The 15,803-nt window shown below is 71.6% G+C and carries 16 protein-coding genes; 7 read left to right on the top strand and 9 right to left on the bottom strand.

Translation table 11 applies throughout. The annotated features are described in order from the left end of the window. Window positions 1-142: 142 nt before the first annotated feature. Window positions 143-1,783 (top strand): alkaline phosphatase D family protein, encoded by a 1,641-nt coding sequence (locus tag OG352_RS12080; protein WP_329216652.1) that lies wholly within the window; start codon window positions 143-145, stop codon window positions 1,781-1,783. 18 nt (window positions 1,784-1,801) lie between these two features. Here OG352_RS12080 and OG352_RS12075 read toward each other — a convergent pair whose 3' ends face one another. From OG352_RS12075 to OG352_RS12065, 3 genes are all read right to left on the bottom strand, one after another. Continuing rightward, a complete protein-coding gene (locus OG352_RS12075) occupies window positions 1,802-2,788 on the bottom strand; it encodes a small ribosomal subunit Rsm22 family protein (RefSeq protein ID WP_329216651.1) in 987 nt (328 codons plus the stop codon). Window positions 2,789-2,961: 173 nt separating this feature from the next. Then, window positions 2,962-4,140, bottom strand: coding sequence for a serine hydrolase domain-containing protein (locus OG352_RS12070; RefSeq protein WP_329216650.1), 1,179 nt, complete (start codon window positions 4,138-4,140; stop codon window positions 2,962-2,964). After that, window positions 4,095-5,432, bottom strand: coding sequence for a multidrug effflux MFS transporter (locus OG352_RS12065; protein ID WP_329216649.1), 1,338 nt, complete (start codon window positions 5,430-5,432; stop codon window positions 4,095-4,097). The genes OG352_RS12070 and OG352_RS12065 overlap by 46 nt, the downstream gene beginning before the upstream one ends. 86 nt (window positions 5,433-5,518) lie before the next feature. Here OG352_RS12065 and OG352_RS12060 point away from each other — a divergent pair, with 86 nt between their 5' ends. The 3 genes from OG352_RS12060 to OG352_RS12050 all read left to right on the top strand — a co-directional run bounded on the left by OG352_RS12060 (window position 5,519) and on the right by OG352_RS12050 (window position 8,072). Then, a complete protein-coding gene (locus OG352_RS12060) occupies window positions 5,519-6,520 on the top strand; it encodes a Gfo/Idh/MocA family protein (RefSeq protein ID WP_329216648.1) in 1,002 nt (333 codons plus the stop codon). A 44-nt stretch (window positions 6,521-6,564) separates the two neighbouring features. Continuing rightward, window positions 6,565-7,197 carry a TetR/AcrR family transcriptional regulator gene (locus tag OG352_RS12055; RefSeq protein WP_329216646.1) on the top strand — a complete coding sequence of 211 codons (633 nt, stop codon included), beginning with the start codon at window positions 6,565-6,567 and terminating at the stop codon, window positions 7,195-7,197. 137 nt (window positions 7,198-7,334) lie between these two features. After that, window positions 7,335-8,072, top strand: a complete 738-nt coding sequence (locus OG352_RS12050) for a bifunctional DNA primase/polymerase (protein WP_329223794.1) — start codon at window positions 7,335-7,337, stop codon at window positions 8,070-8,072. A 213-nt stretch (window positions 8,073-8,285) separates the two neighbouring features. Here OG352_RS12050 and OG352_RS12045 read toward each other — a convergent pair whose 3' ends face one another. Genes OG352_RS12045 through efeO form a run of 4 tightly spaced genes read right to left on the bottom strand, consistent with a single transcriptional unit; the run spans window position 8,286 to window position 12,550 of the window. Next, a complete protein-coding gene (locus OG352_RS12045; protein ID WP_329216644.1) occupies window positions 8,286-9,308 on the bottom strand; it encodes a hypothetical protein in 1,023 nt (340 codons plus the stop codon). Beyond that, complete coding sequence (efeU, locus tag OG352_RS12040) at window positions 9,247-10,140, bottom strand: iron uptake transporter permease EfeU (RefSeq protein WP_329216643.1); 894 nt, start codon at window positions 10,138-10,140, stop codon at window positions 9,247-9,249. Before efeU ends, OG352_RS12045 begins: the two co-directional genes overlap by 62 nt. Before the next feature lie 3 nt (window positions 10,141-10,143). Continuing rightward, the gene (efeB, locus tag OG352_RS12035; protein WP_329216642.1) at window positions 10,144-11,394 is read right to left on the bottom strand and encodes an iron uptake transporter deferrochelatase/peroxidase subunit; all 1,251 of its coding nucleotides are present in this window, start codon (window positions 11,392-11,394) and stop codon (window positions 10,144-10,146) included. Between the two features lie 16 nt (window positions 11,395-11,410). Then, window positions 11,411-12,550 (bottom strand): iron uptake system protein EfeO, encoded by a 1,140-nt coding sequence (gene efeO, locus OG352_RS12030; protein WP_329216640.1) that lies wholly within the window; start codon window positions 12,548-12,550, stop codon window positions 11,411-11,413. 240 nt (window positions 12,551-12,790) lie between these two features. Here efeO and OG352_RS12025 point away from each other — a divergent pair, with 240 nt between their 5' ends. Together OG352_RS12025 and OG352_RS12020 are read left to right on the top strand one after the other, a co-directional pair. Then, window positions 12,791-13,435, top strand: coding sequence for a PhzF family phenazine biosynthesis protein (locus OG352_RS12025; protein WP_329216638.1), 645 nt, complete (start codon window positions 12,791-12,793; stop codon window positions 13,433-13,435). 123 nt (window positions 13,436-13,558) lie between these two features. Then, the gene (locus OG352_RS12020) at window positions 13,559-13,759 is read left to right on the top strand and encodes a hypothetical protein (protein ID WP_329216636.1); all 201 of its coding nucleotides are present in this window, start codon (window positions 13,559-13,561) and stop codon (window positions 13,757-13,759) included. A 76-nt stretch (window positions 13,760-13,835) separates the two neighbouring features. Here OG352_RS12020 and OG352_RS12015 read toward each other — a convergent pair whose 3' ends face one another. Then, on the bottom strand, window positions 13,836-14,483 hold the full coding sequence (locus OG352_RS12015; protein ID WP_329216635.1) for a biliverdin-producing heme oxygenase: 648 nt from the start codon (window positions 14,481-14,483) through the stop codon (window positions 13,836-13,838). A 152-nt stretch (window positions 14,484-14,635) separates the two neighbouring features. Beyond that, window positions 14,636-15,493: a type I methionyl aminopeptidase gene (map, locus tag OG352_RS12010; protein WP_329216633.1), complete on the bottom strand. Its 858-nt coding sequence runs from the start codon at window positions 15,491-15,493 to the stop codon at window positions 14,636-14,638. A 57-nt stretch (window positions 15,494-15,550) separates the two neighbouring features. Here map and OG352_RS12005 point away from each other — a divergent pair, with 57 nt between their 5' ends. After that, window positions 15,551-15,784, top strand: coding sequence for a hypothetical protein (locus tag OG352_RS12005; protein ID WP_329216632.1), 234 nt, complete (start codon window positions 15,551-15,553; stop codon window positions 15,782-15,784). The last annotated feature ends 19 nt before the right edge of the window (window positions 15,785-15,803 follow it).

Below are 15,803 nucleotides of genomic sequence, written 5' to 3'. Positions count from 1 at the left end.
TCACGCGTCCGTCATCCGATTGTTGTGTACGCGCCAACCCGATGACTCCCCCGAGCCGTCCCCGGCCACTCCAATGCCTGGTGCAGCCATGTTCCTGGTGCAGCCGTTTGCCAGGTGCAGCCGTTTCCAGGGGAGGACCGGAATGACACCCGCAGCACGCCCGTCCCCGTACACCCCCGAACTCCGCGCCACCGCCCGCCACTTGGGCCGCCGCCGCTTCCTCAGCACCGCCGCGGCCGCCGCCGCGCTCGCCTTCACGGTGAACCTGCCCGCCGCCGGCGCCGCGGCCGCCGCCGAACTCGACCCCGCGCAGCTCACCGACGACCCCTTCACCCTCGGCGTCGCCTCCGGCGACCCGCTGCCCGGCTCCGTCCTCCTCTGGACGCGCCTCGCGCCCGCCCCCTACCAGGCGGACGGCGGACTGCCCGCCGAGCGCGTCACCGTCCACTGGGAACTGGCCCGCGACGAGACCTTCCGCCGGCCCGTCAGACGCGGCACCACCCTCGCGCACCCGGAGTTCGGCCACAGCGCGCACGTCCAGGTCGACGGCCTCGACGACGACCGCGTGTACTACTACCGCTTCAAGGCGGGCACCTGGATCAGCCGCACCGGCCGCACCCGCACCGCCCCCGCCCCGGGCGCCGACGCGTCCGCCCTCACCCTCGGCGTGGTCTCCTGCCAGCGCTACGACCAGGGCTACTTCACCGCCTACAAGCACCTCGCCGAGGACGACGTGGACGTCGTCCTGCACCTCGGCGACTACCTCTACGAGTACGCCGTCAGCGGCGTGGGCGGCGCCCGCGCCTACCCGGCCGGGACCGTGCCCGCCGTCTACGGCCACGAGATGGTGACCCTGGACGACTACCGCCTCAAGTACGCCCTCTACAAGTCCGACCCCGACCTGCTGGCCGCGCACGCCGCCCACCCCTTCGTCGTCACCTGGGACGACCACGAGACCGAGAACAACTACGCGGGCGCGGTGTCGGAGAACGACGACCCCGCCGAGGAGTTCCTCATCCGCCGGGCCGCCGCCTACCGCGCCTACTGGGAGAACCAGCCGCTGCGCCGCCCCCAGCTCCCCGACGGCCCCGACCTCCGCCTCTACCGGCGCCTGCACTGGGGCCGGCTCGCCCAGTTCGACGTCCTCGACACCCGCCAGTACCGCTCCGACCAGGCGTACGGCGACGGCTGGCAGTTCCCAGGCCCCGAGTCCGAGGACCCGGCCCGCACCCTCACCGGCGACGCCCAGGAACGCTGGCTGATCGACGGCTGGCGGCACTCGCACGCCCTGTGGAACGTGGTCCCGCAGCAGGTCACCTTCGCCCGGCGGCACGACTCGACCGCCGTGCCCGCCCGGGTCTCCATGGACTCCTGGGACGGCTACCCGGCCTCCCGGACACGGATCCTGGCCGGCGCGGAGGCGACCGGCGTCGAGAACCTGATGGTCCTCACCGGCGACGTCCACGTGCACTACGGCTTCGACATCAAGCGGGACTTCGCCGACCCGGCGTCGAAGACGCTCGGCACCGAGATCGTCACCTCGTCGATCTCCAGCGGCGGCAACGGCTCGGCCAAGCCCGCCAACTGGGCCGCCTACCTGGCCGCCAACCCGCACCTGAAGTTCTACAACGGCCTGCGCGGCTACGCGACCGTCACCCTCGGCCGCGACCTCGCCCGCGCCGACTTCAAGACCATTCCCTACGTCACCACGCAGGGCGCCCCGCTCACCACGGCCGCGTCGTTCGTCACGGAGGCCGGTGACCAGGGGCTCAAGCCGGCCTGAGCCGCGAAAGACGACGCGTTACCGGACCGGCGGCCAGACGTCGCCCCAGTCCGCGTCCCGGGCCGCCTTGTACAGGTCCCCGTGTTTCTTCGTCACCGTCGTACGGCTCAGCCGCTCCTCGGTCTCGCACAGGTCGAGGAGCACCTGACCCTTGCGGATCTGGGGCCGCCGGACCACCCGGGCGGGGGCGGGGGACACGGGGAAGCGGGCCGCCGCGACGTAGCTGAACTTCTCGTCCTCGTAGGGCAGCGAGCCGCCCTTGACCTGCCGGTGCAGGGAGGAACGGCTGACCCGCGCCGAGAAGTGGCACCAGTCCGTGCCGGGGACGATCGGGCAGGCCGCGCTGTGCGGGCAGGGCGCGGCGACACGGAAACCCGCGGCGATCAGCCGGTCGCGGGCCTCGATCAGCCGGGCGTAGCCGTCCGGAGTGCCCGGCTCGACGATCACCACCGCCTGCGCGGCCGACGCGGCGGCGTCCACGAGGGCGGCGCGGTCGGGGGCGGTGAGTTCGTTGAGGACGTAGGAGACGGTGACCAGGTCCGTCGGGTCCAGCGCGAGGGCCGCGCCGATGCGGGCGCGCTGCCAGCGGACGTCCGCCAGTGCCGGGTTCGCGGCGGCGATCTCCCGGCCCAGGGCCAGCGCGGGTTCGGCCCAGTCCAGGACCGTCACCGGGCGCCGCCCCTCCCACGTCGCGCCGACCGCCCAGGTCGCCGCGCCCGTGCCGCCGCCGACGTCCACATGGCTGCCCGGCGTCCACTCCGGCACGGCGTCCGCGAACGCCTCCAGCGCCGACCGGACCGCCTCGAAGGTCGCCGGCATCCGGTACGCGGCGTAGGCGGCGACGTCCGCGCGGTCGCGCAGGATGGGCGCGTCGGTCGGGGTCGCGCCCCGGTAGGCGGCGATGAGCCGGTCGACGGCCTGCGCGGCCTGCTTGGGCGGAAGCCCGTCGAGGAGCTCTCCGAGGGCGGTACGGAGGGTCTCGGCGGCGGATACGGACACGTTCACCTGGCGATTATGCGCCACCCGGTGTCGGTGTGGACGTTGCCGGGGGCCGCCGCCCCCAGGCCCCCGCTTCGGCCCTGAAGGGGCCTCGTCCTCAAACTCCCCCAGAGGGGGGACCCCCAACGGGCTGAAATGCCGGCACCCGCCACCGCCAAGGCACCCTCACCGCACCGCCCTCACCGCACCGCCATCGCCATCCGCGTCCCCACCAGTGCCCGCGGCCCGCTGTCCGGCGCCCTCCGCACCGGATGCACCGTGTTCGCCAGCAGCACCACGAACGTGTCCGTCGCCGGGTCGATGACCAGCGAGGTACCCGTGAAGCCCGTATGGCCCACCGCGCCCTCGCCCGCCAACTCGCCCATGAACCACGGCTGGTCCACCGCGAAGCCCAGCCCCGGCGGGGTCAGCAGGAGTTCCACGAAGTCCGGGCCGAGGATGCGGGCGGGGCCGTACGAGCCGCCCGCCAGCAGGGTGCGGCAGAACACGGCCAGGTCCTGGCCGGTCGAGAAGAGGCCCGCGTGACCGGCCACCCCGCCCAGCGCCCACGCGTTCTCGTCGTGCACCACGCCCCGCAGCATCCCCCGGTCCGCCTTGGCCCACGGCCGCCGCTGGTCCTCCGTCGCCGCCGCGCCGGGGCACGGCCCGAAGTCGGTCGACGTCATCCCCAGCGGGCGGGTGATCCCTTCGCGCACGAGGATGTCGAGCGTGCGGCCGGTCAGCCGTTCCAGAAGCTGCTGGAGCAACAGCATGTTCAGGTCCGAGTACCCGTACCCGTACCCGTGCGCGCCCGGTTCGCCGGACGGCGCTTCCGCGCGCAGCAGTTCCAGCCGCGCCGCGTCGTCCGCGCAGTCGTACAGCGGCAGCTCGGGGCGCAGCCCGGAGGTGTGGGTGAGGAGCTGGCGGACGGTGATGTCGTGGGCGGCGGCCTCGCGGAAGTCGGGCAGGTAGGCGCCGATCCGCGCGTCGATGCCGAGGGTGCCGCGCTCGATCTGCTGCACCGCCGCGACCGACGTGAACAGCTTGGTCAGGGACGCCAGGTCGAAGGGGGTGTCCACGGTCATCGGGACCCGTGCCCGCACCGGCAGCTCCACGCCCGTGTCCGTCGCCGGGTCGTACGCCGAGTACCGCACCGCCCACCCCGACGCCTCCCGCACGGCGATCACCGGCCCGCGACCGGCGACCACGACCGCGCCCGGCGCCCAGGGCTCGTCCCCGGCGGTGAGGTCCACGACGTCGCGGACGAGGAGCCGCGTCTCCTCGGGGTCGAGCCCGGCCCGTTCCGGTGTGTCGACGCGCAGTTTCGGTGCGCTCAGCTCCTTGCTCCTTCCGCCCCCGTGTTCCTCCAGGGACGGCACATAACCACGAAGCAGGCCAGCGCCACCACCGCTGCGGTCAACTGGACGACGGCCATCGGGACGGCCGTCCGCTCGCCCGCGATCCCGACCAGCGGCGAGGCCACCGCGCCGATCGCGAAGGACGACGTACCGAGCAGCGCGGAGGCGGAACCGGCGGAGTGCCGCACCCGCATCAGAGCGAGGGTCTGGGCGTTGGGCAGCGTCACGCCCATCGCCGACATGAGGACGAACAGCGCGGTGGCCACCGGCACCAGCCCGACCTCGCCGAACACCCCCGTCGTCATCAGCAGCAGCGCGGCGGCGGCCACTACGACCACCGTCAGCCCGACGGCCAGCACCCGGTCCAGCCGCACCCGGCCCACCAGCACCTTGCCGTTGACCTGCCCGACCGCCACCAGCCCGACCGAGTTCACCGCGAACAGCAGCCCGAACGTCTGCGTCGAGGCGCCGTAGATCTCCTGGACCACGAACGGCGACGCGGAGATGTACGCGAACAGCGCGGCGAAGGCGAAGCCGCCCGTGAGCAGGTAGCCGGTGAAGTACAGGTCGGAGAGGAGCCGGCGCATCGAGCGCAGGGCCTCGCCGACCCCGCCCACGTGCCGGTCGGCGGCGTCGAGGGTCTCCGGCAGCCGCGTCCACACCACCCCGGCCAGCAGCAGCCCCACCACCGTGAGCACCGCGAACACGCCCCGCCAGTCCGTCGCCCGCAGGATCTGCGCACCGATCAGCGGCGCCACCACCGGCGCGACCCCGGAGATCAGCATCAGGGTGGAGAAGAAGCGGGCCATCGCCACGCCGTCGTACAGATCGCGTACGACGGCCCGCGCGATCACGATCCCCGCCGCGCCCGCGAGGCCCTGGAGCAGCCGGAACGCGATCAGCAGCTCGACGGTCGGCGCCAGGGCGCACAGCGCGGTCGCCACCACGTACACGGCGAGTCCGGCGAGCAGCGGACGCCGGCGCCCCCACCGGTCGCTCATCGGGCCGACCACCAACTGCCCCAGCGCCATCCCCGCCAGGCACGCCGTCAGCGTGAGCTGCACGGTCGCGGCGGGCGCGGACAGGGCGCGGGTGACCTCCGGCAGGGCCGGGAGGTACATGTCCATCGACAGCGGGGGAGTGGCGGTCAGACCGCCCAGCACGAGGGTGACGAACCATCCGGCCCGCCGCCGCTCGCGCAGCGGCGGCGGTACCTCGCGAGTACCGGTGGCCTTCTCTTCTGTGACGGCCGTACGCGACACCTCCGGTATCGCCCCGGGTTTCGCTTCCGGTATCGCCCCACCCTCCGGCATACGGCCGCCCTCCCTCTCCGACGTCTGAGCCGCCTATGCTCTCAGCTCGAACAGACTGCTGGGACGGGACAAGGGGCGGGCGGGCTATGACGACGGACACGGTGCGATGGGGAATCCTGGCGACCGGCGGGATCGCGGCCGCTTTCACGGCCGACCTGATCGACCTGCCCGACGCGGAGGTCGTCGCGGTCGCCTCGCGCACCGAGGCCTCCGCGAAGGCGTTCGCCGAACGGTTCGGCATCCCCCGCGCCTACGGCGACTGGGGCCTGCTCGCGGCCGACGAGGACATCGACGTCGTCTACGTCGCCACCCCGCACGCCGCCCACCGCGCCGCCGCCGGCCTCTGCCTGGAGGCCGGGCGCAACGTGCTCTGCGAGAAGGCGTTCACGCTGAACGTGCGCGAGGCCGAGGAACTGGTCGCGCTGGCCAAGGAGCACGACCGCTTCCTCATGGAAGCCATGTGGATGTACTGCAACCCGGTCATCCGCCGCCTCAAGGCCCTCGTCGACGACGGCGCGATCGGCGAAGTCCGCACCGTGCAGGCCGACTTCGGCCTCGAGGGCCCCTTCCCGCCCGCTCACCGGCTGCGCGACCCCGCCCAGGGCGGCGGCGCCCTCCTCGACCTCGGCGTCTACCCCGTCTCCTTCGCCCACCTCCTGCTCGGCGAGCCGTCCGGCATCGCCGCCCAGGCCGTCCTGTCCGCCGAGGGCGTCGACCTCCAGACCGCCCTGGCGCTGTCCTGGGACTCCGGCGCGCTCGCCGCCCTGCACTGCTCGGTCGTCGGCGGCACGGGCACCACCGCCTCCGTCACCGGTTCCCGCGGCCGGATCGACATCCCGTCCGGCTTCTTCTATCCCGACCGTCTCGTCCTGCACCGCGCCGGCCGCGACCCCGAGGAGTTCGCCGCCGACCCGGCCGACGGACCCCGCCACACGTTCCGGCACGAGGCCCGCGAGGTCATGCGCGCCCTGCGGGCCGGCGAGACCGAGTCCCCGCTCGCCCCGCTCGACGGCAGCCTCGCCGTCATGCGAACCCTGGACGCGGTCCGCGAGCGGATCGGGGTGCGCTACCCGGGAGCGGACGAGTAACCGCTCGCGAGACGTCCCGTCTCACGCCTTGGTACCGTCGGCCCATGGTCACCCAGTCCGGAAAACCGGCCCCCGACACCACCCGCCGCAGCGAGCGGTCCCGGCGCGCCATCTACGACGCGGCCCTCGCCCTCGTCGCGGAGGTCGGCTACCCGAGGACGACGATCGAGGGCATCGCCGCCCGCGCGGGCGTCGGCAAGCAGACCATCTACCGGTGGTGGGGGTCGAAGGCCGACGTCCTGCTGGAGGCGTTCCTCGACCTCAGCGAAGAGGCGGCGCGGGACGCGGGAGCCTCGGAGCGGGAGCCGTACGCCATCCCCGACACCGGCGACCTCGCCACCGACATCAAGGCCGTACTGCGGGCCACCGTCGACCAGTTGACGGACCCCAGGTTCGAGGCGCCCTCCCGGGCCCTGGCCGCCGAGGGCGTGGTCGACGAACAGGTCGGCCGCGAGTTCACCGCCAAGCTCATGGAACCGAGCATCCGGCTCTACGTCGACCGGCTGCGCGCCGCCCAGGAGGCCGGCCAGGTCCGCGCCGACCTCGACCCGCGCATCGCCCTCGAGTTCTTCATCTCCCCGCTCGCCCAGCGCTGGCTCCAGTACACGGGCCCGATCACGTACGAGTACACCGACACCCTCGTCGACTACGCCCTCCACGGCCTCGCACCACGGTGACCCGGTGACCGGTGAGGCACATGGGTAGCTCTGGCCCCACCCGTCCCCCCTGCCCCGATTCACGGCTCCGGACCCCCGATGCGCAGGATGGTGGGACCATGAGGCATGCTGTCGGCACCAGCGAGGCGAGGGGTCAGATGAGCGCGGAGTTCGACGGCCGGACCGGTCTGTGGGGCAGAATCTCTCGGCTGCTGCGCGGCAGCGGCCCGGCCGAGGCCGTCGACGACGGCGACCGCGAGGCCCTGCTGCTCGCCGCCGCCGGAGCGGGACTCCCCCTCGCGCCCGCCGCCTACCCGGCCCCCGGCTACGGCTGCTCCTGCGACCGGGTCGGCTGCCCGACCCCCGCCCGGCACCCGGTGTCCTTCGCCTGGCAGTCGCAGTCCACCACCGACCGCGCCCAGGTCGAGCGCTGGGCCCGGCACCAGCCGCAGGCCAACTTCATCACCGCCACCGGCCTGACGCACGACGTCCTCGACGTGCCCGTGGATGCCGGACAGCAGGCCCTGGAGCGGCTGCTCGGCGCCGGCGTCGAGGTCGGCCCGGTCGCCGTGAGCGACGACGGCCGCATGCTCTTCTTCACCCTCACCCGCGGCACCCCCGAGGACGAGGACGAGTGGTGGCCGTGCGAGCTGGACTGCCGCCCCGAGACCATGGACGAACACCCCGGCCTGCGCTGGCACTGCCGAGGCTCCTACGTCCTGGTGCCCCCCGCCCGCCTCCCCGGCCCCGACAACCACACGGTCCACTGGCTACGAGGCCCCGAACACCCCCTCCCCGACCCCCTGACCCTCCTGGAACCCCTCACAGACGCCTGCGCCCACCACGTAGACCGAGACCAGAACCACACAGCAGGAGCCTGGCCCCTACGCGGCTGACGGCCCCATTTCGCTGGGGCACGGGCAATCACGGGTGGCTGGAGCGTAGTCAGGGGCGCGCGCGGGCAACGCGGGTGACTGCAGCGCTTTCAGGGGCGCGCGGGCAATCACGGGTGACTGCAACGTCCTTTAGGGGCGCGGGGCTGTGTCTGATCTGCGGCTCCGCCGCGTGGGCGCGACCAGCCACAGCGCACCCGCAGACGAACAACAACCTCACTCCCCCTTGGCCCCGGTCAACCCCTCCAACCGGCTGAGCATCGACACCTTCCCGCTCCCCGAACTCGTCCCCGGGTCCAAAGCAACACCGCTGGACACGAACTCCATAGTCAGCGACAGCTTCACCTCACCGACCGTCAACGCCTGCACACTCCGGTTAGGAGTAGGCACAGCGGCCCCCGGCGCAGCCGTCTGCTTCGTGTAGTGATGCGTCGCGAAAAACACCAACGCCCCCCCGTCCAAGGTCCGCACGGCCAGCGGCGCGTAGTCGTCCTCGGTCAGCGGCTGGTCGATGTACTGCGTGACAAGCCCCGGCTTGGTCGTGTTCTTCGCACGCGTGTCCCGCAGCACGCTCGTGTACGCGCCGTCCGCGAAGACACCCTTGCCGCTCTGCAAATACGCCGCGTAGTCCTCGCTCAAGTCCGCGGGCGGGAGCGCCAGTTCGGCGGTGTCCGCCGGTACGGCCGCCGCGAAGCCGTCCGCGTCCTTCTTGAACTCCGGCACCGACCCCGGCGCCACCAGCGTCAGGTACGTCGCCTGCCACGGCTCCGACAACCCGCCCCGGGTGAACACCATCAGCCAGCGCGAGTCGTCGCCCTTGTTGCCCTTCGCGTCGGCGATGAACCAGCGCGGCCAGCCCGCCTTCTCGACGATCGTGTACTTCACGTCCGAGAACACCAGCGGCGAGTGCTGCGGATTGCCGCCGGGGCTGTTGACGCGCCCCGCCTTCAGCCGCGCCGCGTCGATGGCCCCGAGGGTGCCGGCGGTGTACGCGGCGTCCAGCGAACTGTCGTACGCGGCGTCCGCCTTGTTGTACGCGGTCGTGAACTGCTCGACCGCCTTCGCGGCCTCCGCCCGCGTGGCCGCCGGGAGCACCTCGCGCTCCCCGTGGACCACCATGCAGCCGCTCGCCGTGAGCGAGACGGCGGTGAGCGAGGCCGCTATGAGTGCGTACCGGTCACGCCTGCGGAGCCTTCGAGTCCTGCGAACCCCGGTCGTCAGGCTGCGTTCCCTGGTCATCAGGTGACTTCACCCTCCCCTTCCCGGAGGCGAACCCTACCGGGGCGAGGAACAGCGCGAGCGTCGGGACCAGGTACAGCAGCCACACCGTGACCTGGAGGACCGTCGGATCGGGCTGGAAGTTGAACACGCCCTTCAGCAGCGTGCCGTACCAACTGTCCGGCGGGATCGCGCCGCTGATGTCGAACGCCTTGTTCGTCAGACCGGGGATCCAGTCGGCCTCCTGGAGGTCGTGGACGCCGTACGCCAGCACGCCCGCGGCCACGACGACGAGCATGCCGCCCGTCCAGGTGAAGAACCTCGCCAGGTTGATCCGCAGGGCCCCGCGATAGAACAGCCAGCCCAGCAGGACGGCCGTCGCCAGGCCCAGCGCGACGCCGATCAGCGGGCGCGGGGTGCCGTCGCCGGCCGCGTGGACGGACGCCCACACGAACAGGGCCGTCTCCAGGCCCTCCCGGCCGACCGCGAGGAACGCGGTGGCGACCAGCGCGCCGGTGCCCATCGCCAGGGCCGCGTCCAGCTTGCCGTGCAGCTCCGACTTCAGATGCCGGGCGGTGCGCCGCATCCAGAACACCATCCACGTCACCAGGCAGACGGCGACGATCGACAGCGACCCGCCGAGCGCCTCCTGCGCCTCGAACGTCAGCTCCTGCGAGCCGAATTCGAGGACGCAGCCGAAGCCCATCGCGATGAGCACCGCGATGGCGATGCCGGTCCACACGGGCTTCAGCGCGTCCCGGCGGTCGGTCTTCACCAGGTAGGCGATGAGGATGCAGACGACGAGGCTGGCTTCCAGGCCCTCGCGCAGTCCGATCAGGTAGTTCGAGAACACGGGTCACGCCTCCTTGGAGAACAGCGTCCGGCCCCACCAGTCGTCCTTGTCGCGGACGCCCGGCGGGACGGCGAAGACCGCCGAACCCACGTGCTGGATGTACTCGTTGAGCGCGTCGGTCGCCAGGTGGCGCTGGATGCGGATGAAGCCGTCGCTCACGTCCCGCATGTAGGCGAGGAAGAACAGCCCGGCCTCCAGACGCCCCAGGCCGTCGGTGCCGTCGGTGAAGGAGTAGCCGCGGCGCAGGATCGTCGCGCCCTGGTTGGAGTCCGGATGCGCGAGCCGTACGTGCGCGTCGGGCAGCATCGCCTTCAGGAACGGCGCGTCGTGCTCCTTGGCCTTGCCGACCGGCGCGCCCTCGCCCTTGTCGCGGCCGAAGATGTCCTCCTGCTCCTGGAGCGAGGTGCGGTCCCAGGTCTCGATGTGCATCCGGATCCGCCGGGCGACGAGATAGGAGCCGCCCGTCATCCAGCCGGGACCGTCCTTCTCGCCGACCCACACGAACTTCTTCAGCCGGTCCGTCTCGGTGCCCGCGATGTTGCGGGTGCCGTCCTTGAAGCCCATCAGGTTGCGCGGGGTCTGCGCCTCGGGCGTCGTGGACGAGGTCTTGCCGAAGCCGAGCTGCGACCAGCGGATGACGACCTTGCCCATGCCGATCCGGGCCAGGTTGCGGATCGCGTGCACGGCGACCTGCGGGTCGTCCGCACAGGCCTGGACGCACAGGTCGCCGTTGCTGCGGGCCGCGTCGAGCGCGTCCCCGGCGAACTGCGGCAGGTCGACGAGGGCGTCCGGCCGCTGGTCCTTGAGCCCGAACTTGGCGAACAGGGACGGCCCGAACCCGATCGTGAGGGTCAGCCGGGACGGCTTGAGCCCCAGCGCCTCGCCGGTGTCGTCCGGCGGCGCCTCGGCGAGACCGCCGTACGCGCCCTCCCCGACCGTCTTGCCGGCCGTCATCCGGCGCGCCGCCTCGGTCCAGTCCTTCAGCAACTGGACGAACTCGGCGCGGTCGCCCGTCTGCACGTCGAACGCGGCGAAGTGCAGCCGGTCCTGCACGGGCGTGGCGATGCCCGCCTGGTACGTGCCGTGGAAGTCGACGCCGCCGCCCGTGTCGGCGGCCGCGGGGGCGACGTCGTCGCCGGCCCGGGTCATCGCGACCGCGCCGCCGGCCGCGGCGGCGCCGAGCGCGAGCCCGGCACCGCCCCAGCCGATCAGCGACCGACGGGACGGGCTGCTGCTGCTCTGGGTCTCGGACATGTCTCTGGTCCCCCGGCTACTTCGCCACGGCGGCGGCGAGCTTGGACAGCGGCTCGGCGAGCGCGTTGACCGCGTCCGAGAGCTTCTTGCGGTCGGCGGCGCCGACCTTGTCGTACGACGTGAACTCGTACGACGACGTGTTCGGGCGGTAGGCGTCCAGCAGCGTGTTCAGCGCGGCGAACTGCTTGTCCAGCTCGGTGACCAGGGCCGCGTCGTTCTCCGTGGCGACCGGCTTCAGCAGCTCGTACGACTGCTGCGCGCCCTCGATGTTGGCCTTGAAGTCGACCAGGTCGGTGTGCGAGTAGCGGTCCTCCTCGCCGGTGATCTTGCCGGTGGCGACCTCGTCGAGGAGCTCCTTGGCGCCGTTGGCCATGGAGGTCGGGGTGATCTCGGCCTTGCCGACCCGCTGCTGCCAGTCCTTCAGGTCGATGACGAGCTTGTCGGCGAGGGTCTTGTCCTCGGCGGTGATCTTCTTGTCCGCCCAGAGCGACTTCTCCAGGCGGTGCCAGCCGGTCCACTTCTGGCCGGCCTCCAGGCCGTCCGCGCGGGTGTCGACCAGGGGGTCGATGTCGCCGAAGGACTCGGCGACCGGCTCCGTGCGCTCCCAGCCGATGCGGGAGGGGGCGTAGGCCTTCTTCGCGGCCTCGATGTTCCCGGCCTTGATCGCCGCGACGAAGGTCTCGACCCTCGGCAGCGTCTCGTCGGCCTGGGTCTGCGCGTAGGCGCGGTAGGCGGCCACGGCCTTGTCCAGGCGGGGGTCGCGCTTGGCGACGGAGCCGCCGGTGACCTTCAGCTCCTGGCGGATGCCGTCGCCCTTCATGCCCGGCTTGCAGGCGATCTGGTACGAACCGGCCTTCACCTCGGCGGTGACCCGCTGCTTGGTGCCGGGGCCGATGTTCTCGCGCTCGCTGACGACGCGGTCGTCCGGGAAGAGGACGTAGACCTCGGTGACCTTGGAACCCTTGTTCTCGATGGCGAGTTCGACGTGCCCGGCGGAGATCTCCTTCTTGGAGGTCTCGCACTTGGAGTCGGTGGCGGTCACGCTGATGACACGGTCGCCGTCTTTCGCGTCACTCTTCGAGGTGCACCCCGTGACGGCGGTCAGTGCGGTCACGGCGGTGACGGCGGTGACAACGGACAGTCTGGCGGCTCGCATTCGGGCTCCCAGCGATGGCTGAATATTCACGTGACAGGACTCACAGGATTGGTGAGCCTCGCCTAACTTATCCAAGGCTTACCTGCGTAATACCCGACCGTGCCGTGATTCACCTCTCATAGGCGCGGTAAGGACACGAGCCGATCACGGTGGCTCAAAACGGACCCCAAGGGAGAGTCAAAGGAGATTCAAAGATTCCGCTTGGGGGTCCACCTCCTCGAGCGGTGTTTCAATTCCCCGGTGACTGATTACGACGTGCTCCGCGTCTTCTGCGCGCCGAACGGCGGCTACGGCAACGAACTGGGCGTGGTTCGCGAAGGCTCGGTGCTGCCGGACCGCGAGGACCGTCAGGGCCTCGCGGCGAAACTCGGCTTCAGCGAGACGGTGTTCGTCGACGACCCCGAGCGCGGGATCGTCGACATCTACACGCCCACCACGCGCCCGCCCTTCGCGGGCCACCCGTGCGTCGGCGTCGCCTGGCTGCTCGACGTCCCCGAACTCGTCACGCCGGCCGGCGTCGTGGGCGCCCGCCTGGACGGGGAGTTCACCTGGATCGAGGCGCGCGCGGAGTGGGCCCCGCCGCGCACCCTCCGCCAGTACGCCACCGCCGCCGAGGTCGACGACCTCTCCATACCGCCGAAGGGCGAGTGGCTCTACGCCTGGGCCTGGGAGGACGAACCCGCCGGCCGCGTCCGCGCCCGCGGCTTCCCCGGCCGCGACGACGGCATCGACGAGGACGAGGCGACGGGCGCCGCGGCGCTCCTGCTCACCGAGCAGCTCGGCCGCGCCCTGAACATCACCCAGGGCGCGGGCTCCCAGATCCTGACCGCCCCGCAGCCGTACGGCTGGGTGGAGATCGGCGGACGCGTGTTTCTGGAGCGCTGAACCATACGGCCGGTTGCGCGCGTCCGTGGTCTTTTGGGCGGCCGTACGGGTGGTCTGGCGTGTGCGGGCGGAGACGAGCGGGGACCACTGGGCGTGACCACTCAGCCCCGTGAGAGGAACACCATGCGTATCCGATCCGTCCTGGCCGCAACCGTCCTGGGTATCGCCCTCGCCGCCGTCGGCGCGACGACCGCCACCGCCGACGAGGGTCCCCGCCACCACCACTCCGGTGGCCACGAGGGCATCTGCAGCCCGTACTTCGGCGGCATCGACACGTCGTCCGCCGACATCTTCTGGGGCGGCGCGCACTGCCACCGCTTCTGACATGACGTGCACGACGTGACGTGATGTGACGTGACATCGCACCGGGCCTCCTCGCCGTGCGGCGAGGGGGACCGGTTCACGCCGAGAGCGGGAACTCCTCGCCCAGGGCCCGGAAGACCGCCGTGTTCAGCGCGAACGCGCGCTTGCACTCGCTCACGATCCGCTGCTTCTCCAGATCGTCCGCGCGCACCCCGTCCAGCAGTTCCCGGTACCCCCGCTTGAACGCCGCCGGGTTGCCGATCCCCTCGAAGACGTAGAAGCGGACGCCGTCGCCCTTGCGCTCGAAGCCCCAGGTGCGCTCCGCCTTGTCGCGGATGATCTGCCCGCCGGAGAGGTCGCCCAGGTAGCGCGTGTAGTGGTGGGCTATGTACCCGGCCGGCCACCGCTCGGCGCACTCCCGCACCCGCGCCGCGTACGCCTCGGTCGCCGGCAGGGCCGACAGACCCGTCCGCCACCCGGCGCCCCGCAGGTGCGCGAGGTCCCGCTCCAGCGCCGGCAGCCGGAACAGCTCGGGCTGTATGAAGGGCCCGGCCGCCGGGTCCGAGGCCAGCCGGTGGGCGCCGGTCTCCAGCGCCTCGTACACGAACCAGAGCTGCTCGGTGTAGCGCGCGTACGCCTCGACGCCCAGCCTGCCGCCGAGGAGGTCGCTCATGAACGTCGAGGTCTCGGCCTCCACATGCTGCTCGTGGGACGCGGTGCGGATGACTGTCGAGAAGGAGTCCATGGGCTCGATTTTCTATGGTTAGGCTTACCTAAGTCAACGCTTTGCCGACCTTCTGTCGGTATGTTTCCCGACAGCCCGTCGGTAAAAACCTACCCGGACCACGAAAAGCCCGCCCTCCGAGAGGAGAGCGGGCTCAGGGTGAGGAGGGATGGTCACGGCAGGGTGAGGATCTCCGCCCCCGTCTCCGTCACCACCAGCGTGTGCTCGAACTGGGCCGTCCGCTTGCGGTCCTTGGTCACCACGGTCCAGCCGTCGTCCCACAGGTCGTAGTCGTGGGTGCCGAGCGTCAGCATCGGCTCGATCGTGAACGTCATCCCGGGCTGGATGACGGTCGTCGCGTGCGGGCTGTCGTAGTGCGGGATGATCAGCCCGGAGTGGAACGACGAGTTGATCCCGTGCCCCGTGAAGTCCCGCACCACGCCGTACCCGAACCGCTTCGCGTACGACTCGATGACCCGCCCGATGATGTTGATCTGCCGGCCGGGCCGGACCGCCTTGATCGCCCGCTCGAGGGACTCCCGGGTCCGCTCCACCAGCAGCCGCGACTCCTCGTCGACGTCCCCCACCAGGTACGTGGCGTTGTTGTCGCCGTGCACGCCGCCGATGTACGCGGTCACGTCCAGGTTGACGATGTCGCCGTCGCGCAGCACCGTCGAGTCCGGGATGCCGTGGCAGATGATTTCGTTGACGCTGGTGCACAGGGACTTGGGGAAGCCGCGGTAGCCCAGTGTCGACGGGTAGGCGCCGTGGTCGCACATGTACTCGTGCGCGACCTTGTCGAGTTCGTCGGTGGTGACCCCCGGCGAGATCAGCTTCGCGGCCTCCGCCATCGCCTGCGCGGCGATCCGGCCGGCCCGGCGCATCGCCTCGACCGTCTCGGGCGTCTGCACCTCCGGTCCGGTGTACGGCGTCGGCGCGGGCTTGCCGACGTACTCGGGGCGGCGGATGTTTCCGGGCACGGAACGGATGGGGGACTGCACCCCTGGGACGAGTAGCGACTGGCCAGACATGCCGGTGAGTCTAACGAGCGGCCATGGGGGAACATGTCGGTGGCGAGAGGAGCCGTCATGCCCCTGTTCAAGAAGCGGACCGCCGGCAAACCGGGCGAGTGGTACTACTGCCTGGAGCACAAGAAGGTCGAGGAGGGCCCGGAGTGCCCGGGCAAGGACCGCTTCGGTCCCTACGCCACCCGCGTCGAGGCCGAACACGCGATGGAGAGCGCCCGCGAGCGCAACCTCCAGTGGGAGAACGACCCCAAGTGGCACGACGCCCCGACCGGCGGCACACCGGACGACGACTGATCGACACTGGTCACACCGA

The organism is Streptomyces sp. NBC_01485 (assembly GCF_036227125.1).
GTDB lineage: Bacteria > Actinomycetota > Actinomycetes > Streptomycetales > Streptomycetaceae > Streptomyces.
This window is presented reverse-complemented; position numbering and strand designations above follow the sequence as displayed.